At 36.4% G+C, this 22930-nt stretch carries 25 protein-coding genes and 3 pseudogenes; 1 reads left to right on the top strand and 27 read right to left on the bottom strand.

Going from position 1 to position 22930, the window contains the following annotated elements; genetic code table 11:
- Positions 1-7 precede the first annotated feature (7 nt).
- The 9 genes from panC to ABH959_RS00750 all read right to left on the bottom strand — a co-directional run bounded on the left by panC (position 8) and on the right by ABH959_RS00750 (position 7589).
- Complete coding sequence (gene panC / locus ABH959_RS00790; RefSeq protein ID WP_002086591.1) at positions 8-856, bottom strand: pantoate--beta-alanine ligase; 849 nt, start codon at positions 854-856, stop codon at positions 8-10.
- Positions 856-1692 (bottom strand): 3-methyl-2-oxobutanoate hydroxymethyltransferase, encoded by an 837-nt coding sequence (gene panB / locus ABH959_RS00785; RefSeq protein WP_113937062.1) that lies wholly within the window; start codon positions 1690-1692, stop codon positions 856-858. Before panB ends, panC begins: the two co-directional genes overlap by 1 nt.
- Before the next feature lie 342 nt (positions 1693-2034).
- Positions 2035-3015 carry a biotin--[acetyl-CoA-carboxylase] ligase gene (locus ABH959_RS00780; RefSeq protein WP_002086594.1) on the bottom strand — a complete coding sequence of 327 codons (981 nt, stop codon included), beginning with the start codon at positions 3013-3015 and terminating at the stop codon, positions 2035-2037.
- Positions 3000-4193: a CCA tRNA nucleotidyltransferase gene (locus tag ABH959_RS00775; protein ID WP_113937061.1), complete on the bottom strand. Its 1194-nt coding sequence runs from the start codon at positions 4191-4193 to the stop codon at positions 3000-3002. The genes ABH959_RS00780 and ABH959_RS00775 overlap by 16 nt, the downstream gene beginning before the upstream one ends.
- Entirely contained in the window at positions 4180-5325 is a 1146-nt protein-coding gene (gene bshA, locus ABH959_RS00770; protein WP_002086596.1) for an N-acetyl-alpha-D-glucosaminyl L-malate synthase BshA, read from the bottom strand. Before bshA ends, ABH959_RS00775 begins: the two co-directional genes overlap by 14 nt.
- On the bottom strand, positions 5322-6026 hold the full coding sequence (bshB1, locus tag ABH959_RS00765; RefSeq protein ID WP_002011848.1) for a bacillithiol biosynthesis deacetylase BshB1: 705 nt from the start codon (positions 6024-6026) through the stop codon (positions 5322-5324). Before bshB1 ends, bshA begins: the two co-directional genes overlap by 4 nt.
- An 11-nt stretch (positions 6027-6037) precedes the next feature.
- Positions 6038-6433 carry a methylglyoxal synthase gene (mgsA, locus tag ABH959_RS00760; protein ID WP_000684753.1) on the bottom strand — a complete coding sequence of 132 codons (396 nt, stop codon included), beginning with the start codon at positions 6431-6433 and terminating at the stop codon, positions 6038-6040.
- A gap of 14 nt (positions 6434-6447) precedes the next feature.
- On the bottom strand, positions 6448-7248 hold the full coding sequence (gene dapB, locus ABH959_RS00755; RefSeq protein ID WP_002126457.1) for a dihydrodipicolinate reductase: 801 nt from the start codon (positions 7246-7248) through the stop codon (positions 6448-6450).
- A complete protein-coding gene (locus ABH959_RS00750; protein ID WP_002011846.1) occupies positions 7245-7589 on the bottom strand; it encodes a nucleotide pyrophosphohydrolase in 345 nt (114 codons plus the stop codon). The genes dapB and ABH959_RS00750 overlap by 4 nt, the downstream gene beginning before the upstream one ends.
- A gap of 391 nt (positions 7590-7980) precedes the next feature.
- Between ABH959_RS00750 and ABH959_RS00745 the strand changes: the two genes are divergently transcribed.
- Positions 7981-8862, top strand: a complete 882-nt coding sequence (locus tag ABH959_RS00745; RefSeq protein ID WP_113937060.1) for a YitT family protein — start codon at positions 7981-7983, stop codon at positions 8860-8862.
- Positions 8863-8890: 28 nt separating this feature from the next.
- Here ABH959_RS00745 and ABH959_RS00740 read toward each other — a convergent pair whose 3' ends face one another.
- The 18 genes and pseudogenes from ABH959_RS00740 to hisC form a co-directional block, all read right to left on the bottom strand.
- Entirely contained in the window at positions 8891-9067 is a 177-nt protein-coding gene (locus tag ABH959_RS00740) for a hypothetical protein (protein ID WP_181777919.1), read from the bottom strand.
- Between the two features lie 248 nt (positions 9068-9315).
- On the bottom strand, positions 9316-9477 hold the full coding sequence (locus tag ABH959_RS00735) for a hypothetical protein (RefSeq protein WP_181777918.1): 162 nt from the start codon (positions 9475-9477) through the stop codon (positions 9316-9318).
- 136 nt (positions 9478-9613) lie between these two features.
- Positions 9614-10039, bottom strand: a pseudogene (locus ABH959_RS00730) (uracil-DNA glycosylase); the annotation flags it as partial.
- 156 nt (positions 10040-10195) lie between these two features.
- Complete coding sequence (locus tag ABH959_RS00725; protein WP_113937059.1) at positions 10196-11275, bottom strand: RNA-guided endonuclease TnpB family protein; 1080 nt, start codon at positions 11273-11275, stop codon at positions 10196-10198.
- A 5-nt stretch (positions 11276-11280) separates the two neighbouring features.
- A pseudogene (gene tnpA / locus ABH959_RS00720) lies at positions 11281-11579 on the bottom strand (IS200/IS605 family transposase); the annotation flags it as partial.
- 186 nt (positions 11580-11765) lie between these two features.
- Positions 11766-11984 (bottom strand): annotated as a pseudogene (locus ABH959_RS00715) (uracil-DNA glycosylase family protein); the annotation flags it as partial.
- Between the two features lie 133 nt (positions 11985-12117).
- Positions 12118-12798, bottom strand: a complete 681-nt coding sequence (locus ABH959_RS00710) for a zinc metallopeptidase (RefSeq protein WP_113937058.1) — start codon at positions 12796-12798, stop codon at positions 12118-12120.
- A gap of 105 nt (positions 12799-12903) precedes the next feature.
- Complete coding sequence (ypjB, locus tag ABH959_RS00705; protein WP_002168786.1) at positions 12904-13689, bottom strand: sporulation protein YpjB; 786 nt, start codon at positions 13687-13689, stop codon at positions 12904-12906.
- A gap of 107 nt (positions 13690-13796) precedes the next feature.
- Positions 13797-14483 carry a lipoprotein intramolecular transacylase Lit gene (gene lit / locus ABH959_RS00700; protein ID WP_113937057.1) on the bottom strand — a complete coding sequence of 229 codons (687 nt, stop codon included), beginning with the start codon at positions 14481-14483 and terminating at the stop codon, positions 13797-13799.
- 25 nt (positions 14484-14508) lie between these two features.
- Complete coding sequence (lhaT, locus tag ABH959_RS00695) at positions 14509-15099, bottom strand: lipoprotein heptaprenylglyceryl N-acetyltransferase LhaT (protein ID WP_002086612.1); 591 nt, start codon at positions 15097-15099, stop codon at positions 14509-14511.
- A 499-nt stretch (positions 15100-15598) separates the two neighbouring features.
- On the bottom strand, positions 15599-16366 hold the full coding sequence (gene qcrC / locus ABH959_RS00690; RefSeq protein ID WP_002011836.1) for a menaquinol-cytochrome c reductase cytochrome b/c subunit: 768 nt from the start codon (positions 16364-16366) through the stop codon (positions 15599-15601).
- 43 nt (positions 16367-16409) lie between these two features.
- Positions 16410-17084 (bottom strand): menaquinol-cytochrome c reductase cytochrome b subunit, encoded by a 675-nt coding sequence (qcrB, locus tag ABH959_RS00685; RefSeq protein WP_000932700.1) that lies wholly within the window; start codon positions 17082-17084, stop codon positions 16410-16412.
- On the bottom strand, positions 17085-17597 hold the full coding sequence (gene qcrA, locus ABH959_RS00680) for a menaquinol-cytochrome c reductase iron-sulfur subunit (RefSeq protein WP_404492161.1): 513 nt from the start codon (positions 17595-17597) through the stop codon (positions 17085-17087).
- A gap of 144 nt (positions 17598-17741) precedes the next feature.
- Positions 17742-18197, bottom strand: a complete 456-nt coding sequence (locus ABH959_RS00675; protein ID WP_002064531.1) for a YpiF family protein — start codon at positions 18195-18197, stop codon at positions 17742-17744.
- Positions 18198-18350: 153 nt separating this feature from the next.
- A complete protein-coding gene (locus tag ABH959_RS00670; protein ID WP_002086615.1) occupies positions 18351-18887 on the bottom strand; it encodes a ReoY family proteolytic degradation factor in 537 nt (178 codons plus the stop codon).
- Between the two features lie 73 nt (positions 18888-18960).
- Positions 18961-20223, bottom strand: a complete 1263-nt coding sequence (locus tag ABH959_RS00665; protein ID WP_002086616.1) for a tetratricopeptide repeat protein — start codon at positions 20221-20223, stop codon at positions 18961-18963.
- Positions 20224-20330: 107 nt separating this feature from the next.
- Entirely contained in the window at positions 20331-21605 is a 1275-nt protein-coding gene (gene aroA / locus ABH959_RS00660) for a 3-phosphoshikimate 1-carboxyvinyltransferase (RefSeq protein WP_215587529.1), read from the bottom strand.
- A 157-nt stretch (positions 21606-21762) separates the two neighbouring features.
- Complete coding sequence (gene hisC / locus ABH959_RS00655; protein WP_404492160.1) at positions 21763-22875, bottom strand: histidinol-phosphate transaminase; 1113 nt, start codon at positions 22873-22875, stop codon at positions 21763-21765.
- Positions 22876-22930: the final 55 nt, after the last annotated feature.

Raw genomic sequence — 22930 nt, 5'->3', positions numbered from 1 at the left:
CTCCCCCTTATTTCCCCATTAATGTTATATTGTCAATTAATCGTACATTTTCAAACTTAACTGCAATCGCTAAAATGATTCTTCCTTCAATTTTATTTATCGCTTTTAAAGAAGGATATGCATATAAATCAGCATAATCTACAGTGCCTTTCGTATACTTCTCAATATGCTCTTTCACAAGATTCATAATGATTTCCGGATTACGTTCGCCTGCCTCAATTCGTTCTTTCGCTATACATAGACTGCCGTATAAATGAGGAGCCTCTTCACGTTCTTCTAGTGATAAATACACATTACGAGAACTTTTCGCTAATCCATCTTCTTCCCTTACAATATCAACTGGTACGATCGTAACGGGAATATTAAAATCAGTTACGAATCCTTCAATTACAGCTACTTGCTGTGCATCTTTCATGCCGAAATAAGCACGCGTTGGCAATGTAATATTAAATAGTTTCATTAGTACAGTCGCAACACCAGCGAAATGACCAGGTCTTTGTTTGCCACATAATACGTCGGTACGCTTCACAACTTCTACTGTTGTCGTTTGTTCTGCTGGATACATCTCTTCTACACTCGGATAAAATAAATAATCAACACCATTTTCTTTTGCTACATTTTCATCTCTATCAATATCACGTGGGTATCGATCTAAATCTTCATTTGGTCCAAATTGTAGTGGATTTACAAATACACTTAAAACTACAATTTCATTTTCTTCCCTTGCCTTACGTAGTAACGTAGCATGCCCTTCGTGTAAATACCCCATCGTTGGAACAAAACCGATACTTTTTCCACTTGCATGCAGTTCGTTTGTAATTTGCTGCATCTCTTGCACTGTAGTTATGATTTTCATTATTGTTTTCCTCCGTATAACGCTAAGCACTCTTCCTCTTTCATTGTGAATGAATGTTTTTCTTCAGGAAATTGCCCTGTCTTTACTTCAGTAACGTATTGCGAAATCCCTCGCACAATCTCCTCTTGAACAGACGTATATTGCTTCACAAATTTCGGAACACGATTTACGCCGTACGAGATAAGATCGTGGTATACAAGAACTTGCCCATCTACTTTTTGTCCTGCTCCAATTCCGATTGTAGGAATTGTTAACTGCTCTGAAATAAGTTCTGCTAATTGCATTGGCACACATTCTAGCACAAGTGCTATCGCACCAGCTTCCTCACATTTCTTTGCATCTTCTATTAATTTTTTTGCACTTTCAGCATCTTTCCCTTGTACTTTATACCCACCTAGCACTCCTACAGATTGAGGAGTTAAACCTAAATGCGCCACAACGGGAATTCCCGCATTCGTTAAGTAGTGAATAGTTGATATAACTTCTCCAGCACCTTCTACCTTTAATGCATGTGCCCCGCTCTCTTGAACAATGCGACGTGCATTAATCATCGTATCTTGCAATGAGACATGATAAGACATAAATGGCATATCAGTTACAATAAACGTCTCTTTCGCTCCGCGGCGTACAGCTTTCGTATGATGAATCATATCCTCTACTGTTACTGGAACTGTTGAATCATACCCAAGTACAACCATTCCTAGAGAATCACCCACTAAAATCATATCGACTTTAGCTTCTTCTGCTAATTTAGCAGATGGATAATCATACGCCGTTAGCATTGTAATCGGCTCACCTTGCTCTTTCATTTTCAAAAAATCTGTTGTTGTTTTCAAAAACTACTCCTCCTTTATGCAGGAGAGAGGAGATGGCCGAAATCATATAAAAAACCCCTCTGGCCATAAAAGGGCAGAAGGGTTGTGTGTTAGTCGGCATTATTCATCCCTCTGTCCCAGTCCGTTATTGGATCAAGGCAGAATCCAAATTATTATTTTTTCATACTGCGTAAAATAATGGTGCAGTTCGCTTTGATACTGCCCATATTCGAACTAATTATAGCAAACTCTGAAAAGGAATTGCTACATTTTTTCGAAAAAATAATTTTCTATCCCTATTACGGTATGTGAAATTTATTAGTATCTAAATGACAAAAAGAAGCTCCAAAATAGGAACTTCTTTTACTTAATTTCTATATCAGCAGAATGAATGTGGTGCACTTGTCCTTGATGATCCTCAAGTAACAATACACCATCCTCCGTAATTCCTTTTGCTAGCCCATTAATAGTTTCCTTCATCGTTCGAGCTGTAATTTCTTTTCCGATACTTACTGCGTAACTTTCCCAAAGAATTTTAATAACAGAGAAGCCATTTTTTAAATACTCTTCATACAATTTCTCTAGTTGCAAGAAAATTTGTTGCATAAGTTCCGCACGAACAATCGGCTTACCCGATTCAATTGCTAATGAAGTTGCAATTTGCTGAATTTCCTCATCAAAATGTTCTTGTTTCTGATTTGCATTAATGCCAATTCCCATAATAACAGCATTAATTTTATCTGGATCAGCTTGCATCTCCGTTAATATACCGACAGCTTTTTTACCTTGAATTAAAATATCATTCGGCCATTTAATCCCTACGTTTACACCGGTACATTTTTCAATTGCTTGCGCTACGCTAACAGCTGCTAATAAAGTAAGCTGTGGTGCATGATGAACTGGAATCGAGGGACGCAAAATAATACTCATCCAAATTCCTGTTCCTTTTGGGGAATACCATTTTCTACTTAAACGTCCTCTACCTGCTGTTTGTTCTTCAGCAACGACAATTGTTCCCTCTTCTGCGCCTTCATAAGCAAGTCTCGCTGCAATATGCTGAGTAGACTCAACCGATTCTTCAAAATAAACCGTTCTACCGATACGCTCTGTTTGTAATCCTAATTGAATCTCATTCGCAGTTACTTTATCTGGTTTACTAGCAATTCGGTACCCTAAGCGGCGTACAGCTTCTAGTTCATACCCTTCATTACGAAGGTCCTCCATATGCTTCCATACAGCGGTTCTCGAACAACCAAGTTTGTCACTAAGTATTTGACCAGATACAAATGCACCATCTGCTTCAGAAAAAACTTGTAATAACTGCTTTCTTATAGTAGATTGCATCTTTGTAGCCACTCCCTTATATCCTCTTTCTTATTAACTAAATCTCCTTGTACGATTGCTTCTTCAATATTTTGAAGCATTTCGGCAACCCACGGACCTGGCTTTTTATCTGTCCAGCTTAATAAATCATTACCAGTCACATTCATTTCTTGACGATTTTTTATCGGCAATGCATGAAATAATGATTGTACTTGCTTAACAGACGCACTATTATAACTTTCTATTATCGCTTCATATACTCTTTCCGCCATCTCAGCGATGCGAATCCCAGTTTTATAAAGAAGGATTGTATCCCACTCCTTCTCCTTTCTAGAACGAATTGCTAATATAACCGCTACGATATCTTTAATCTTTTTATTCGAGAACTTCCATTGTCGCAAAAAGACAGATGGATGCTCTTCTCCGATACAATATAAGAAAAATGCCCAAGCCTCAACGTCTGTTTCAAAAGAATCCCATTTATACTGCGTAGCTTTCAAGAGTCTTTCTTCTGACATTTGCAAATATGGCAGATGAGAAAATAGCTTAGTTTCTACTAACTCTTGAAGACCATTCACACAATATGTACCGGTCAACAATTTTTCAAATTCAACTGTAATTCTTTCAATCGCTATATGTTCGAGCAAATGCCCATACGTTTCAATTGCTTGTTTCGTCTTTATTTCCAAAGAGAAACCTAACGTACTTACGAACCGAATACCACGCATCATTCGCAGTGCATCTTCTTGAAAACGGTCTGCAGCATCTCCAACCGTTGTAATTTCCTTCAGACGAATCGCTTCTTTCCCAGCAAATAAATCCACCATTTCGCCTTCCTTTGTCATTGCAATTGCATTCATCGTGAAATCACGTCGTTTTAAATCCTCTTCTAATGAACGGACAAATTGAACACTACTAGGTCTTCGAAAATCTTCATATTCGCTTTCTGTTCGAAAAGTAGTTACCTCATACGGTTCACCATTTTCTACAACAATTACAGTTCCATGCTCAAGACCAACCGGAACATGTCTTGGGAAAATAGCCATTACTTCTTCTGGTAAAGCAGATGTTGCGATATCGATATCTCCAATCGGTCTATCGATAATAAGATCGCGTACACTTCCACCAACGAAGTAAGCCTCATGTCCGTGCTGTTTTAACATCTCAATAATTGAACTAGCTTTTTTAAATCTTTCCATTCTTGTCATCCCTTAGTATGTCATAATAAATCGCCTCATACTGTGAAACGATTTTTTCCGAACGAAACTGCTCATATACAGATTTCATCGCTCGCTCTCCCATATTACGGTGAAGTTCTTCATTTTCTAGTAGCTGAATTGCTTGCTTAGCTATTCCGTCTGTATCTCCAACTTCACATATATATCCTGTTTCACCATGTTGAATGACCTCTGGAATGCCCCCAACCCTCGTTCCGATACTAGGCACACCACACGCCATCGCTTCTAATATAACAAGACCAAAACTTTCCTTTTCTGATAAAAGTAGCATTAAATCACTCATCGCAAGAAGCTCTGCAACATTATCTTGCTTTCCTAGGAATAAGACACGTTCCTCAATATGTAAACTTTTCACCAATTGTAAAATAGTACAGAACTCTGGTCCATCACCAACAAGAAGCAATTTCGCATCTACTTCCTTTACAATTTTGGCAAATGACTGCACAACATCCTGTACACGCTTAACCTTTCGGAAATTTGAAATATGAATCAACACTTTTTCATTTTCTCGTATACCATATTCTTTTTTTAATTGAGACATATCACGTTTGAAATAAACACGTTCATCTACAAAATTGTATACCGTCTCAATTTCTTTATCTGGTTTTACAAGTTCATTTGTTTCTTCAATTAACGAATGTGACACAGCTGTAACAACATCCGATTGTTCAATACCAAAGCGAATTAAATTATTTAACGAAGGGTCGGAACCTAACACAGTAATATCCGTTCCATGTAAGGTCGTAACAATTTTAATACGCTCCCCAATCATTTGTTTTGCTAAATATGCACAAATAGCATGAGGGATTGCATAATGCACATGTAAAATATCAAGGTTTTCTCTTTGAGCAACCTCTGCCATTTTACTCGCTAATGCTAAATCGTAAGGTGGATATTGAAAAACAGAATATTGATTTACTGTTACTTCGTGAAAATAAATATTCGGGTACACTTTATTCAACCGAAATGGTACACCCGATGTAATAAAATGAATTTCATGCCCGCGTTCCGCCAATTGCTTTCCTAACTCTGTCCCAACAACCCCAGAACCACCTACAGAAGGATAACATGTAATACCTATTTTCAATTTCATTTACATCCCCCTATTAAATCAGCATGTAATAAAACCGGTTTCTTACTCATAAATCCTTCGGCATACAGCACTCCAACTTCTTTCCCAAACATCTTCTCCCGAGCGATTACAGTTTCAACGTATCCTTCGGTTAATGGCGTCTTAACACCATCACTCCCTGTTGAAAACTGACTTTCATACGCTTCTAACGCTTCCACCTTTTTAGAAAGGTATTCACTAATATCTATACAAAAATTCGGTTTATGAAAACCATTAATCATATAATTATAAAAAGACTCTACACGGTGCGGCGGAAGTTCAGGCATATATTTACGAATTCCCGCTGAAAAGATAGCTTCTTCCACAAGTTTCGCGCAATTAGCATGGTCTGGATGACGATCTTCGTAGTATGGTGCGAAAATTAGTGTTGGTTTATATGTACGAATAATCTTTACAATTTCACGTATATATTCTTCTTTCATATACAAACCACGGTCTGGCATTGCTAAATTAATTCTCGTTTTTACTCCCATAATACGAGCTGCAGCCTTTGCTTCTTCTTTTCTTAGTTCTACCGTTCCATTTGAAGAAAGATCAGCTTCTGTTAAATCGCAAATGCCTACTTCATATCCTTGCTTCGTATACTTTGCAATGGTACCTGCCATGCCGATTTCAACATCATCGGCATGAGCACCAAACGCTAATATATGTAATCCACTCATAATTGTTCCCCTCATTTTCTTAACTTTCGGTAATCTAAATCTCCCCGCTCTAATGCATGCATTAGCATTTCAGCACTTGCCATATTTGTTGCTAATGGGATGGCGTATACATCACATAAACGAAGTAACGCATTAACATCTGGTTCATGCGGCTGGGCTGTTAGTGGATCCCGGAAAAAAATCACCATATCCATCTCATTTTTTGCAATCATTGCACCAATTTCTTGATCGCCACCAAGAGGACCGGATTGATATCTTGTTACAACTAAACCAGTTGCCTCCATAATACGAAGTCCTGTCGTTCCTGTTGCAAAAAGTTCATGTTTTTCAAAAATTGGTTTATATGCGTATGCGAACGAAACCATATCATCTTTCTTTTTGTCATGTGCGATTAAGGCAATTTTCATCCGTTGTCTCCCCTTTAGTCGATAATATTTTCTAAACCGTACACAAGATGATCAAGGTTCATTACTGTTTCAATTGATAGTTTTACACCTGACATAAATGATGCACGGTTGAATGAATCATGACGAACTGTTAACATTTGTCCATCTCCGCCGAACATTACTTCTTGGTGTGCAATAAGCCCTGGTAGACGTACGCTATGAATGTGAATACCGTCTACATTTGCACCACGTGCCCCTTCTAATTGTTCCGTTTCATTAGGATGCCCTTGCTCTTTTGGCACACGATTTTGACGGATTAATTCTACTGTTTTTACAGCTGTACCAGATGGTGCGTCTAATTTTTGATCATGGTGTAATTCAATTACTTCAACATCTTGGAAGTACTTCGCTGCCATTTGTGAAAATTTCATCATAAGAACTGCACCAATCGCAAAATTTGGAGCGATAATTGTTCCTACTTCTTTTTCTTTTGCGTTTTCTGTTAATTGCTTTAGTTCTTCTTCAGTAAATCCAGTTGTACCAATAACTGATCGAAGTCCACGTTCAACTGCAAGTGTCACATGTTTCTTTCCAATTTCTGGTGTTGTTAAATCTAACAATACATCTGCTTCTACTTCATCTAAACAAGTATGTAAATCCGCGTAAATAGGTGCATCTAGCGCTGGCATTCCCGGTAAATCAGAAATTTTTTCTCCGCCATGCTTATAATCAATTGCTGCTACTAAATTGAAATGCGCTGTTCTTTCCATAAGAAGGACTGCTTCATATCCCATGCGTCCTCGTGGTCCAGCGATAATTACTTTAATTTCTTTCATGCGTCTTTCTCTCCCTCATCAATACGTGTCCAACGATCTTTATCACGTGTATTAAATTTATTCATTACAATGTTATGCGCTGTTTCTAAATCAATATTTAAACTATTTGCCATACAAATCATAACAAATAAAACATCTCCAAGCTCTTCCTCAACACTTCGTTCTTTCTCAGTCGTTTTCTTTGGTTTCTCACCATAATAATGATTAACCTCTCTTGCAAGCTCTCCCATTTCTTCAGTTAAACGAGCCATCATTGCAAGCGGACTAAAATAACCTTCTTTAAATTGACCGATATATGCATCTACTTCTTTCTGCATATCTTTCATCGTTTTTGCTTCCATACTAGTCACCTCTTATTCCTTCCTCTTTCATGTTAGCCAATTCATCGCGATTTGACAAATATTATTCCCTCATATCACTATTTACGACTCTTTTTAGGATAGACTATAATAAAGTGAAACTTCTTTTGCGTGATTTTTGCAAAAAATCAGCCTGAACCAATCGGGTCCCTGCGGCTGGTTCGACCTTTTCTTCTTCGCTTTTCCCTCTACCAGTCGTTGGGACGGGATAAAGTGAAACTTTCTTTTGCATTTTTTCCGCACAATATCAGGCTGAACTAATTAAGCTCTTATACCATTCTCTATTTTTACTATCAACTAGAAATAACTTATTATTATGTTCTATCGTTTAAGAGGAGCAATGCAATCATTACATAATTAGGGGGATTTCTAAATGACATCAAATTTGAAGATTCGAAATATCATTTTTATTTTAATCGGTTCCGCTATTTTTTCTTTCGGTATTGTGAATATCAATATTGAAAATCATCTTGCAGAGGGTGGATTTACCGGCATTACGCTATTATTATATTTTAAATTTTCACTTGATCCTTCCTATACAAACTTAATTTTAAACGTCCCTCTATTTTTCATTGGCTGGAAATTACTCGGCCGAACAACATTTTTATACACATTAATCGGTACATTTAGCGTCTCTTTATTCCTTTGGGTGTTTCAGCGCTACGAGGTTCTCAACTTACATTTAAACTTGCAAAAGGATATGACACTGGCTGCTTTATTCGCTGGGGCATTTATCGGCATAGGACTTGGAATTATATTCAAATACGGCGGGACTACTGGCGGTGTTGATATTATCGCAAGGCTAGCTCACAAATATGTTGGCTGGAGTATGGGAAAAACGATGTTTATGTTTGATGCGGTCGTTATCATTATCTCTATTCTTACATATTTATCATATCGCGAGGGCATGTATACGTTAGTTGCTGTTTTTATCGGGGCTAAGGTTATTGATTTCATGCAAGAAGGTGCTTATGCAGCAAAAGGAGCAACTATTATTTCTGATAAAAACGATGAAATTGCTTCAAAAATTTTATCAGAAATGGAGCGCGGAGCAACCTTTTTAAAAGCAGTTGGATCCTATACAAAAATAGAACGTAATGTACTATATTGTGTTGTTGCTAAAAATGAAATCGTAAAATTAAAAAATATCATTATTTCAGTAGATCCACATGCCTTTGTCGCTGTAAGTGATGTACACGATGTTGTTGGTGAAGGATTTACATTAGATGAAAATAAAAAACCGTTACATAATTAAAAGGCTATCATTTTTGATAGCCTTTTAGTTATGCCGTAACCACATCTGGTGTAATTTCTTCAGCTTCTTCACTCTCTGTAAACTGTACCTTATCAAAAGAATTTACTATTGTTTTATGACTGTGAAATAAATATTCAAATTCTTTTCTCTTTCTATTTGCAGAATACATTAATTGATACATCTTAGTAGGTACTTCAGAGTACATTTTTGCAATTTCTTCATTAAAATCATAAGTTGTAATCCAATGATAATCACATAATCTTAAAATCTGTTCGCTAAGTTCTACATGATTTTCGTGATTAAAGAAATTAGTATATAAATTCTTTCCCTGTTTATAATACGGTGGATCAAAGAAAATAAATGTCTCCTCAGATCTTAATTTTTCTATAATTACATCTTTTATAAATTTTTTTGCATCTTGATTTGATACATATATATTTTCTTTTTTACCTGCTATTGAATAGATGCCGCCAAATTAACCACATCAAAATTATCTATGAGGAAATCAAGTATATTCTCTTGAGATAACTCATCAACGAAAACCCGTGGATTTTCTTCATCTAAATAAATATCTGCCACATTTAATCTTTCTATTTTCCAATTTAAATACCCCATAATTCATACTCCTAATTATAAAAAAATTTAAATACTGATATAATCATCCTTTTTTATTATGACATTTTATGAACCATAATTGTACATTAATATTCATTTTTCCCAATTCTTAATATTCACTCTTACAATAAACTTCTTAGCCTAAAATATTTTTCAACCTTTCTAAATCCTCATAAATCAACTCCAATAAACTGCGATTATAAAAAATTGAAGCCGGATGAAAAGTAGGAAATATATTATATTCTTTTTCAGTCCATATAAACTCTGCCTGTTGTATATTCTTTAGCTTTTGGATCGGCTGCTTTAATAATTGTCCGTGAACATCTGTAATCTTTTTATTATTTCCGGCTAAACGCTTTAACGCAATATTACCAAGCGTCACGATAACTGGTGAATCCATATGTGCCAATTCATAATCTAACAATGGCGCATGGACAAGTATCTCACTTTGATTCGGTGTTCTATTGTACTTCTTTTGTATTATTTCGCCGCTTCGCTCTCTTTTCTCTCTCCACTTATACGGCCTACTCCGAACCGCACTCGTAATATATACTTCTTCCCTTTTGAGACTCCCACGACTAAAGTCGCAAGCCCGAATCCTTACGGATTTACGGGTGGGATTCTTGAATGACTAAACGTTCGCAGTCCATTTCTGTTTTAAACAGCCTTCAAGATGAGGGCATCTCATTGCCCCTCCTAAACCAGACCATATAGGTGCTTAGGCTGATTGACTGTTACCATCAATCACAGGTGCGTAGCGAATATTCATCGCCCCAACGATATCACGATGTGTCCCAAACCCACATGGACACTTGTACTTTCTGTCTTGTGCCTTATTCTTTTCAGCGCATTTCGGACAGCTTTGACTTGTATAAGCCGGATTTACATATTCAACCTGAATACCAACTAATGTTGCTTTATACGCAATAAATCGTGACAAACGATAGAATGACCAAGCGTGTAAGTTTTTTTCGTTTTTACGGCTTGTTCTTGCCGTCTGTCTTATATTCGTTAGTTGCTCTAAACGAATGACAGAAATATGATTAGCAATCGCAAAATCAATGATTTCACGACTTATTTTGTGATCTTTATCTTGCATCCATCTTTGTTCTTTATCATCAAATCGCCGAATCGCATTCACTTTTTTGTCTTTTCCTAACTTCTTACGAACACTACGAAACTTACGCTTCCTATATTTATTTTGCCTACCATTCCCAAAGAAACGAACCTTGTCATCGTCTGTGATTGCTACCGCAGGGACTTTGAGACCTAGGTCTACTCCTAAAATTTTCGCCCCTGCTCTTTCATTTGTAGGAAGTGTGACAGATATTTGGGCCATCCACTTATTCGATTTCTTTGTGATACGAAGTGTACCTAACTTATGTTTTAACAAGTCCAAATTGCGATTTGTTTTATCGATTAATAAAGCACGGACCTTTAAACGAGTTGACTTTCCTTTTACCTTAAACGGGATTGAAATATGAGTGGAGTCAAATGAATAATTTTGATTGTTCCATACACAAACAGGCCTCTTTAAAATCGGAATGATTTTACACTTGCTTTTCTTTACTTTTGTAGCAAACAAACTTTTCGCGTCTTTAATTGCTTGATTCTTCACCGCACTTGGAATATTAGCTTCAATATCCTTTGTGCTTTTTTTCGTGCTTTTCTTTGCTTCAACCATTTCCAATATAAGTGTATTTATAACTTTAATATACTCGTGGCTACTTTGTTCCAATAAACGGATTTGTTCTTTTGTGGGAAGCAATTTCACTTTCACTGTTAGGGTCTGTGACATACGTTTCACCCCTTTGTTTTTTGATTCTCAACATACTGTTTTATTGTCTCATTTGATACATTTCCAGCAGTAGAAACAAAATGGGAACGTGTCTATAAACTTTGCAAGTGCATGTGATGAGGGAATTCTTCTCTCAAACGCTTTGATGTCACTTCTTTTATTTTTGCCATTGTATCAGCAGGACTAAGTGTTGACAGTGTATTTAAAACAAATGAACGTGGTTGGTATCCTATTCCATTGCGATACTAACAATATCAAGTTCGTTACATATCTCTTCAACCAACACTTTGAAACGTTCTTCTATAATCATTTATCATAGTTACAATGTATCATTTATTTCCGAAAAATCACAACAAACAGACCCAAAGAAACTACCTATACTTTGGATACTTAAAGTACCACGAACCTTACGATTTATAGTGGTACTCCGTATCCAACCTCACTTTCATCCCATGCCTAAAGGCAATGGGCTTTCTCGTTCGGAAAGGGCTGTAACGTGAATACGTTCTAAAAATTCCATTAAATGTTTTCCCGCTCTCCCACTAAATGGGATCCCATTATTAATTTCTGTTTCACCAGGTGCTTCTCCAACAAGCATTAATTTCGGGTTTTTAGGGCCCTGTCCACTTAAAAAACCTTCTAATTGGTATGTAGCACTACGCTCCTTCACTTGTTTAACTAAATAATATGGATATTCTATGTCCGTCACCTTCTTTCATCATTCCATACTTATCTTTATTTTAACTAGTTCTATACCCCATATTCTCTCTATTATTTCCATTTGTAACATATTATAAGATTCAATCCACAAAACAAAAAAAGACTATCAAAATTGATAGTCTTTAATCGTCGCTACGCTGCATACCAGTATAAATTAATACGAGACGTAATAATTCAAATACTGCTACAGCAGCTGCTGCTACATATGTTAATGCTGCCGCATTTAATACTTTACGAGCTTGACCGTACTCATCTGTTGATACGATACCAAGTGCTTCAATTTGTTGCATTGCGCGTTTTGATGCATCAAACTCAACTGGTAATGTAACAAGTTGGAAAATAACACCTGCTGCCATTAAAATAATTCCTAGTAACAACAAACCAGACATTTGTGCAAATACACCAATTAGGACAAAAACCCATGACATGTTTGAACCAAAATTAGCAACTGGCACTAACGAATGGCGTAAACGCATAAAGTTATAATCTTTCGCATCTTGAATTGCGTGTCCTACTTCATGTGCTGCTACAGCTGTACCAGCAACTGAATGACCATAATAGTTATCTGTCGATAATCTAACCGTCTTTACACGCGGGTCATAATGATCTGACAAATGACCTGGCGTTTCTTCTACGGCTACATTGTACAATCCATTTTCATCTAAAATTTTTCGAGCCACTTCCGCTCCTGTCATACCTGATGTTGAATAAACTTGTGAATACTTGCTATAGGCACTACGTACTTTTGACTGTGCATACAACGGTATGATCAAAATGATCGCGAAGTAAATTAAATAAAACATCATAAACCTCCATTGAAGTTTTAATTATAGTACTTCTCATTCTATTTTTTTCTTCCACCGTTGTCAATAAATAAACCTTACAATCCGTATCTTTATTTATGCGTATTATCTATCTTTAGAATGCAAGTTGCTTCTCCGCTTCTCTCTCTCCCCTTTATACTTTCTCCATCCAACATACGTTAAAGTGAACAAAATAAGTCCTCCAGTAATTGTCATAAACCAAATGAGAGAGGGAGCAATCTCATCTTTTTTTACTGTATGAAATATTTTTTGCAAATCACCTTTAATAATCCCTAGTTGCATTTGTCCACCTTTCGTTTTTAACATAACGTTACGAAATTCATCCAAATAAGATAAATGTGCATTTACACGCTGCGCTTCGTTTTCTGGCAGAGCAATCATTAAACTAGGATAAATAATATTAAATTCATTTAAAAATGTATTTAGCGTCTGTTGGAACTGTCCATCATCGTCTTTTTCCATCGCCTTTTCTACTTGAGAAAAAGCATTCATTATCTTTCTTTCTCTTTCCATCCAAAGTGGCTGATATTTAGATACTTGTGCATCAACAGCAAGTTGTAACGCTAACATATTATCCACTTTAACTTGCCTATCTGAATCTTCCGCGAGAGATTGTTTCGCCTTATCGTATGCTAAAGAAACGACTCTAATTTGTCCCGGAGTTACTTTTGAATTATTTTCATTCTCCTTTGATAGAAATTGCTCTGAGAAATGGTACAGTACTTGTATTGCCTTTTCATCTTCTTTTTTCTTCACTAACTGCAAAGAGTCATCTAGCAATCCAGTTAGTTCGCTCCACTCTTCAGCATATATACGTACTGGAAACATTATAATTAGAAATGCTATCAGTCCAATTAATGTTCTCTTCATCCCGGTCCCCCCTATAACTACTAGTACAAAATATGTGGAATTGGACAAGAATAGAACAGAACAAAACCAAAAAATATATTATCTCTATGAAAACAAAAAAATTCTCTTTAAACAGAGAATTTTTTCTTTGAAACCCTTTTCTTTTTCACTAAATATTTATACACACCGTAACAAAGCATGCTACCACCTAAAATCAATAATAAAATAATACATGCAGCATGCATAAAGAATTCTTCCGGTAACATTAAAATAACCGGATCTGTTTCAATATCAAACATCCAATAATCATTGCTAAATAAAAGCTTATGAAATAATACGAAACTCTTTTCAAAATTAATAGCAATTGGTAACGTAAGAGCTATTGGAAAAATAATTGTAAGAATCGCTCCGTGAAGTAAAAACTTTTCTTTTTTCTTTTTTAATAAATACGCTCCTCCTAATACAGCAATTACAATCGTTCCATACATTATATATTGAATCTTTACTAAAATATTTTTAACATCTACAAAATGAATGCGTCCATTTGTGGACATATCTAATGTCGGCAATTGTAATGCACCTTCATAAAACGGCGATAAATATGTAATAAGCACATCATAGTTTCTCTTAATTTCATCTTTCGTCATATCCGCTAAATCTGGAATATTTAAAAAATCAATTTCAAAATAATACAACCATTTTCCATATACAACTATCGTTGTCGCGAGAGCGAAAACAGAAAACGCTATGCTATAGGAAACTACTAAAGTGATCAATCGATCCAATATGTTTATACCGCTCTTATTTTTCTTCATTTTCTCCCCCTAAATGTCCTCACCATCATAAAGAAAACTGTTTTCGGTTCTCACGTAAGCAATAATAATATGTAATACACAGTACAGCAATACTTAACCAAAACGTAAAATAACCAATTTTCTCTACAAACAAATGCATAATCCCATATCTCGGCATTTGCCAAAATAAATAATCAATTGCATCATTATGTAATGTCCATATGCCAGCTACAGTGAAGTGCCATTTTTTTATCCGATAAAACGGAGCATATAACATTCCCTGCACTGCCATCGCAAAATGAGATAACATTAACATATATCCCATAAGGCCAATAGGGCCCTTTACATAAATCATAATTGCATTTACAACAACAGCCCAAACACCATATTTTATTAAAGTAACTATCGCTAGCGCTTCTATTAACCCCCAGTTCTTCTTCATCAAAAAAGCAATTAAAACAAAGACAAAAAAGAGAGTCGCCATAGGGCTATCTGGTACAAACGGCCAAAATATAGGTGAGGTTTCTTTTAATTGATTTCCATACCATATGAATCCGTAAATTGTACCTAATATGTTAACAACCAATAAAAATAATAGTACCGAACGTTGCCTTAACATTGCATACAAGTAAGCCAATCTGTATGTCCAACACCTTTCAAACAAAGTAATTCTTTCATCGAACTCTACTCTATTATATAGCAAACTTTCCGTCATCGTAGAGTAGAAAACTGAAACAGATTAAATTTTATTTAGGGATGGCTTTGCTATCCCTTTTCTGTTTCAGCTTCCCCTCATCAAATCGTACGTGAGGTTTTCCCTCATACAGCTTTCCGATGCTCTTCCTTCTTTAGCTTTCAGTTTGTTCTAGCTTCCTACTTTCACGAGTGTGTATGTTATTTTCTACATCAAGTCCTTGATACGACCATGTTTCTTTTCTTATTCCAGAAAAGGTTAAGTCGTTCTAAGACGTACCAATCTATTTTACCGAGCCACTTCTGTCCAATTGAAGATAGGCTATAATAATTTTTAAATCCTTGTAGAATTCTATTTAAACCTTTCACCATCAAACAGTGCCCAGCTTAGCTGAGCACGCAAAATAAAAAGCTGACCACAGATTTTGTAGTCAGCTTTTCTATTATTTTTTATTATACTTTGCAACGAATTCCGAAAGCTTTTTCAATTCCTCATCTGTACCTTTAAATACACCTTTAGGCATTGAACCTTTTCCATCTTTCGCAATTTTAGCGATTTCTTCTGGTTTTAAAGTTAAGTTTTGCAAAGCCGGTGCTGCCGCTCCGCCCTGTAAATTGTCACCATGACATGTTAAACAAGTATTTTTTTGCATCAACTTGTAGCCGTCATCATTTTTATCAACTGGTGCTGTTTTTACAATTGCTCCTTGTTTTTTTGCAGCTTCCCAATCGTGGTGTGCTACAGATTCCCAAGTTAAAAAAATAATCGATGCAATTGCTAAAAGCATAAATCCCGTTGCTACAGGACGCTTCAATGGTGCTCTTTCTGGGCCTCGATCTAGAAACGGAGCTAATAGTAACGCTCCAAACGCAATCCCCGGCATAATAAACGCACCAATTACAGTAAATGAGCCTGAAGCATACGAATACTTTAATAACTGATACAAGAATAAGAAATACCAATCTGGAAGTGGTATATATCCTGCATCTGTAGGATCCGCCATTCTCTCAAGCGGTGACGGATGCGCCACTGTTAAACATAAATAACCGACTAAAAAAACTGCACCAACCATCCATTCTTTTAACAAGAAATTCGGCCAAAACGCTTCTGTTTTCCCTGGATATTCAGAATAATCTTTCGGAATATTTGGTTTCCGGGCTACTGGTACCCGAGAATCTCCTACAAACTTCATCCCTTTGCCGCGATGCATAATCTCCCTCCTTTTGTTCTTTCCCCTTTAATTTAGCAATCTCTTATAGCGGACCGGAAATACCTTGTTTGCGAATCATGATGAAGTGGAAGGCCATTAAACCTAGAAGTGCTGCTGGTAAGAAGAAGACGTGAATAGCAAAGAAGCGAGTTAATGTTTGAGCGCCAACGATTTCGGAATGACCAGCGAGTAATGTTTTAATATAAGGACCAATGAGCGGCGTTTGCTCTGCAATTTGAATCCCTACTTTCGTAGCAAATAACGCTTTCATATCCCACGGTAATAAATATCCGGTAAAACCAAGACCTAACATAACAAAGAAAATAAGAACACCAACAATCCAGTTTAACTCACGAGGCTTTTTATACGCACCTTGGAAGAAAACTCTGAGTGTATGTAAAAACATCATTACAATTACGAGACTAGCGCCCCAGTGATGCATACCACGAACAATTTGTCCGTAAGCTACTTCATTTTGTAAATAATAAACCGACTCCCAAGCATTTTTAATATCCGGCACATAATACATCGTCAAAAACATTCCGGACAAAATTTGAATTACAGTAACGAAAAAGGTAAGTCCTCCAAAGCAATAGACGAATGCAGAAAAGTGATGTGCCGGGTTAACATGCTCAGGTACTTCATGATCAGCGATATCACGCCATATCGGTGTAATATCTAAACGTTCGTCTACCCAATCATAAATTTTATTTAGCATCTACTTTGCACCCCCTCTTGGCTTCGCTTTTCCTAAATACAGCGTTCCATCTTTCACTTTAGACTCGTACACATCAAGCGGAGCAAGAGGCGGTGTGCCTTTAATGTTCATCCCATCTTTTGTGTAACGTCCCCCGTGACACGGGCAAAAGAATTGATTAGGATGTGCTTTGTCCGAATTCCAGTTCACTGTGCAACCTAAATGTTTACATACTGGAGAAAACGCAACAATTTCTCCACCTTCATCTTTATGCACCCAAGCAGATTTTGGCTCTTCAGACTTGTACCATCCGTCAACCTGCTTCACCTTAAAATCGAAGCGCTTCGGCTCTGTTGTAATATCCTTTACTTGCCCAACAGCAACCATATCTGTTCCCGCTTCTTTTCTTAACACCGGATCAAGCGCAAACCTCGTCATCGGCAGTAAAATACCCGCCGCCATAAAGCCTCCTACCCCTGTAAGTGTGTAATTTAAAAACTGTCTTCTTGACACACGATGTTCTTTCTCGCTCACGAAAATTTCCCCCCTCTATCAGAAATTGTCCCCTCGTGAAAAAATTATATAAAAAATAAAAACTAGGACACTATCATGATATAATACCCTCTTGTATAGGTCAATATCATACTACTCATAATAATAAGAACTTTCTGTTTATTATTATTTTATCCATCTTTCTTCCAACATTTCCATAATATTTTTTATGTGTGCACGAATAACTTCCCTTTTCGCTTGGTCACTAAATTGCTCTAATGATAACGATGGAAACCAAAATAAATCACCCTGCACATCTCTCATATCTTCTTTCCATGAAAAGTCACTTGTCACATAGGCAATATGCTTAAAACCTTGCCTTTGCAAATGATCTGTCCATTCTTGCAAACGGTCTTTTTCATTCTTTTGGCTCTCTACCAAATACGTAAATGCGGGCAGTAAAAGCACTCTTCCTTTATACTCCCTTTCCAACTCCATACTCAAAGCCTCAATAAATTCACCTTGCTCTACAACCATTTTCATCCCTTTTGCTGCCGAAATAGACAAAAGGGGTATAATCCCTGTATCTACATACTCCCTCGCTTGCTCAAACTGTTCTACATCTTTTACAATCCATTTCACCTTTTCTCCCCTCCTCCATTCGAAATAACAGAACTTTCACTTTATATATATTAAACCATACTAAAAGAGGTAAAAAAAGAAAAACTACCTATTATTAAGTAGTTTTTCTTAAAAAGTCTGAATTTCGTAAAGATTACATAATCAAAATGAATTCTATAAAATTTTCAACTCTGCTGTTAACCTATGAAATGCTTCCTTATCTTGCTTATCCAAAGCTTCATCAATTTGTTTCAAAAGACGTTCTCTTCTAAATGAGAATACACTTTCTTCTAAAAATCGTTCTGCAAGCAATCGATCTTTTTCATTCACTTCAATATGCTTTGGCAAATATGGGTTTTCTTCTAATACAGCTACATAGTTTGCATTTTGGAACGATGATTTAAAATTAAGCTGAATATAAATATCCTCATCTCGATTCAAACGAATATCATGAAACGATTTTTCTGCATCTGTTGTCATTACATTTTGTTTGAAAAAGTGAAACGGTGTGTCTTTCACACAATTTGCTGACATTACTAAGCCACGCGGACAATATTTTGCATGTTCTACGAAGTGGACTTTATGCATTAATTGATCGTGACTCATTAAATAATTCAAAATCCATACACATTCACGCTGTTTCAGTTGGTAATTATTCAAAAACCATTTTACAAAATCCTTCTTCTCGTTTACAGAAACAGGGGTATTCATAGCGATTAAGTCCCTCCTCTGTCTTTCTCTTTTCTTTTTAGATTCAAGAAGCGGCATTCAGTTTCCTTCCAACTTATGAAAAATCCTCTAAATTATATAACAATTCTTCAATATGAATTTGTGTCGGGTCTAGTTGTATTAACTGCGTAAATACTTCTTTCGCCTCTTTTCGCATTCCTTCTTCTAATAAGAAATAACCGTACTCTTCCAAGAAATCTGGATGATTCTTAAAAGAAGTATATGCACTTTCATAGTGTTTTAATGCATCCGAATACATTTCTAATTGTTTTTTTGCAAATGCAAGATCCCAAAGTAGTTGTGTATCTGGTTCTCCACTGTCAATTGCACGCTCTACAACTGCAATTAGCTCTTCGTATTTCTCTTGTTCTTTTAAAATATACGCATATTTTAATATCGCACCTAAATGTCCCGGATCTAGCTCCAGCGCTTTTTGAAGCACTTCTTCAGCCTCCGCTATTTTACCTAATTTCGCCGCAATATTCGCTAATTCTACATAGAAAGGAACAGACAGCTCATCTACTTTAATTCCTTCTTGAAGTGTTTCATAGCTTTCTTGAAGCATGCCTTCTTTTTCATAGCTTTTCGCTAAATACATGTATAACGATGCGTATTCAGGATCTAATTCTTTTAATTCTTGCCAAGCACCAATTGCTCTTTGATATTCTTCTCCTTGGTATAATGTGAAGGCATATCCAAATAATGAGTGAATATCTTTTTGCTCTTCTAACCCCGCTTCATAGTAAGAGATTGCCTCTTCCCAGTTTCCAATAGCACTTAAAGTTTCTGCTAGACGAAGCGCAATGACAACACCACCCATAACTTTATGTTCTGCTAGTAACGATTCATAATAAGTGATCGCCTTTTGCTCTTCACCTTTACTACTATATAATTCTGCTAACCCAAACGTAATAACAGGTTCGTCTGGCATCATTTCTTTCGCCTTTAATAGTTTTTGTTCTGCTACATCATCAAAACCTTGCATTTGGAATAAATCCGCTACAAGTAATAACGATTGAACATATAAATCATCGTTTTCTGGAATATCATGAAGCACTTCAATCGCTTCATCTTCTTTATCTAAATCAATATATAATTCTGCTAAAAATACCGTGAATTCACTTTCTTCCGGATATAGCAAGCGTAAGTCTTCAGTAATTGCTAACGCCTCATCCATAAACCCAAGTGTATGATAGTAACGAGCGATATCATACTTCTCTTCATCATTAGCAACTCGTAGTTGTTCTTTTAATAATTGTAATCCTTTTTCTGCTTCACCGTTTTCAATATAAGAAACAGCCTGTTCAAACTTTTGCATAAACGTCTCCTTTAATTCAAAAAATATTCTCTTCTGTTCATTTATCATAAGCAACTAGGTGTAAGAACGCAACCTTTTGAGTGAACTACCTCTTCCTATACTTTCTCTCATAGCGCAGCTAATTGTTCGAAAAATTCCGGATACGATACAGCGACCGCATCACTATTCTCTATTTTCACTTCTCCATCTATAATACACGATGCGATTGCAAGCATCATCCCAATACGATGATCGCCGTGACTATTAACAGTATTTCCTTTTAAACTTTGTTTACCATATATAATCATACCATCTGGTGTAGCTTCAATCTTCGCACCTAATTTGCCTAATTCATCTACAACCGTATCGATACGATTTGTTTCTTTTACTTTTAACTCCTCAGCGTTTTTAATAACAGTAATTCCTTCTGCCTGCGTTGCCAATAAAGCAATTACAGGAATTTCATCAATTAATCTTGGAATAAGAGTTCCACCAATTTCTATTCCTTTTAGTTTAGATGTTTCAATCGTAATATCCCCGCACGGTTCAAACTCTTCATTTCTAATATGATCGATAGAAATAAGTGCACCCATCTTTGTTAATACATCTAAAATCCCTGTTCTCGTCGGATTTAAACCAACGTTTTCCAATACAAGCTTACTATTTTGGACAATTGCACCAGCTACTAAGAAAAATGCCGCCGAAGAAATATCTCCTGGAACTTCTATGTCTGCACCTTTAAGTTGTTGTCCACCTTGTAATGAAACGGTCCGTCCATTAACATCTACGGTACAACCGAATGCACGCAACATTCTTTCCGTATGATCACGAGATTGCATAGGCTCTGTTACCGTAGTAATCCCTTCCCCTTGCAAACCCGCAAGTAAAACTGCTGACTTCACTTGTGCGCTTGCTACTGGTGAATGGTAATGCATACCTTTTACCTTACCACCGCGAATAGATAAAGGTGTATATTGTCCGTTTTCTCTACCATCAATTTGAGCATTCATCTTACTAAGCGGGTCTGTAACACGTTTCATAGGACGTTTTCCAATTGATGCATCACCAATTATCGTACTATGGAACGGCGTATTTGCTAAAATCCCAAGCATAAGACGAATAGTCGTCCCTGAATTCCCCACATCTAATACTTCTTTCGGTTCTTGTAAATTATGTAATCCTTTACCGTAAATCGTGACATCGTTACCAAACTGTTCAATCTGGACACCTAGTTTTTGAAAACATGCAATTGTACTTAAACAATCTTCTCCTAATAAAAAATTTGATACTTTCGTCGTCCCTTCCGCTATCGCTCCAAACATAACAGAGCGATGCGAAATAGATTTATCTCCTGGAACAACAATTTTCCCATTCAAACTATTTTTTCGTCCTACTAGTTTCAAACTGTATCCTCCTCACATTTTAAATAAGTTATATGTACAATAGTTCTTCTTATACGTCTACTTCTATTGTAACGTTTTCTTTCTTGAACGTGCAAACAACTCCCCTTATTGCAGTTCAAATGAAAAAGGCTCCTGTAACAGGAGCCTCCACCATTTCTTAAGAATACGTTTCTTCTTTCTTCACTTGTTCTTTTACAAGTTCCGTAAGTAATTCAATAATCTCATCATTTTCTTCTTTTAATCCAACAGTAATACGAATACCATCATGCATACCAAATGCTGCACCAGAACGAACGATATATCCTTTTTTCATTAATCGTTCGAAAGCTTCATTACCAGGTATACCAAGTTTCAAGAAAATGAAATTCGTTTGAGATGGATAGTAGAATACGTTATATTCCTTACAAAATGCATAATATTGATTTAATCCTCCGGCATTTTTCTTCACACACTCTTGTAAAAACTGTTGATCCTCTATTGCCGCTAACGCTACCGCTTGGGCGATAGTTGATGTGTTAAATGGTAGTCTTGCTACCTCTAGCTGCCCAATAAGCTTTGCATCACCAATCGCATATCCAATACGAAAAGCAGCTAATCCATATGCTTTTGAGAATGTGCGTAGCACCATAAGATTTTCGTACTTTTCAAGAAGAGGTAATGTTTGCGGATAACCTTCTGCCCCAGCATATTCATAATATGCTTCGTCCATAATAACGAGCGCTGACTTTGGAACTGATTCTAAAAATGAAAGTAATTTTTGTTTTTCTACATATGTACCTGTCGGATTATTCGGATTACAAATCCATACAATCTTCGTTTTCTCATCTACTTGTTGTAACATTGCATCTAAATCGTGAATACCATCTTCAAGTGGTACTTCACGAACTTCTGCTCCTTCAATAACAGCATGGTGATGGTATTGCGAGAACGTAGGGTTCGCCATTACAACATTTGTTCCATTATGTAGCAAAGCACGACTAATCATTTGAATAACTTCATCTAGTCCACTACCAAATAAAAGTTGTTCCGCTTTTACACCTAAATGCTCTGCTACTTTCTCACGAAGCTCAAATGCCGCCCCGTCCGGATAGAGTGCATATTGATTAGCTAACGAAGTTAATGCTTCTGTCACACGCGCAGAGCAGCCAAATGGGTTTTCATTCGACGCTAACTTCACAATTTTTGACAATCCATATTCTCTTTTTACTTCTTCAATATTTTTCCCAGGTACATATGCTCTCAAAGTTAACAATTGCTCTTTTACTCTCACTTTTCTTCCCCCAGTCATTGATATGATTTATAATGTCTTACTGTCACCTTTAATC

Origin of the sequence: Bacillus sp. RC51, from assembly GCF_044908115.1 — a bacterium.
GTDB classification, from domain to species: Bacteria; Bacillota; Bacilli; order Bacillales; family Bacillaceae_G; genus Bacillus_A; species Bacillus_A mycoides.
This window is presented reverse-complemented; position numbering and strand designations above follow the sequence as displayed.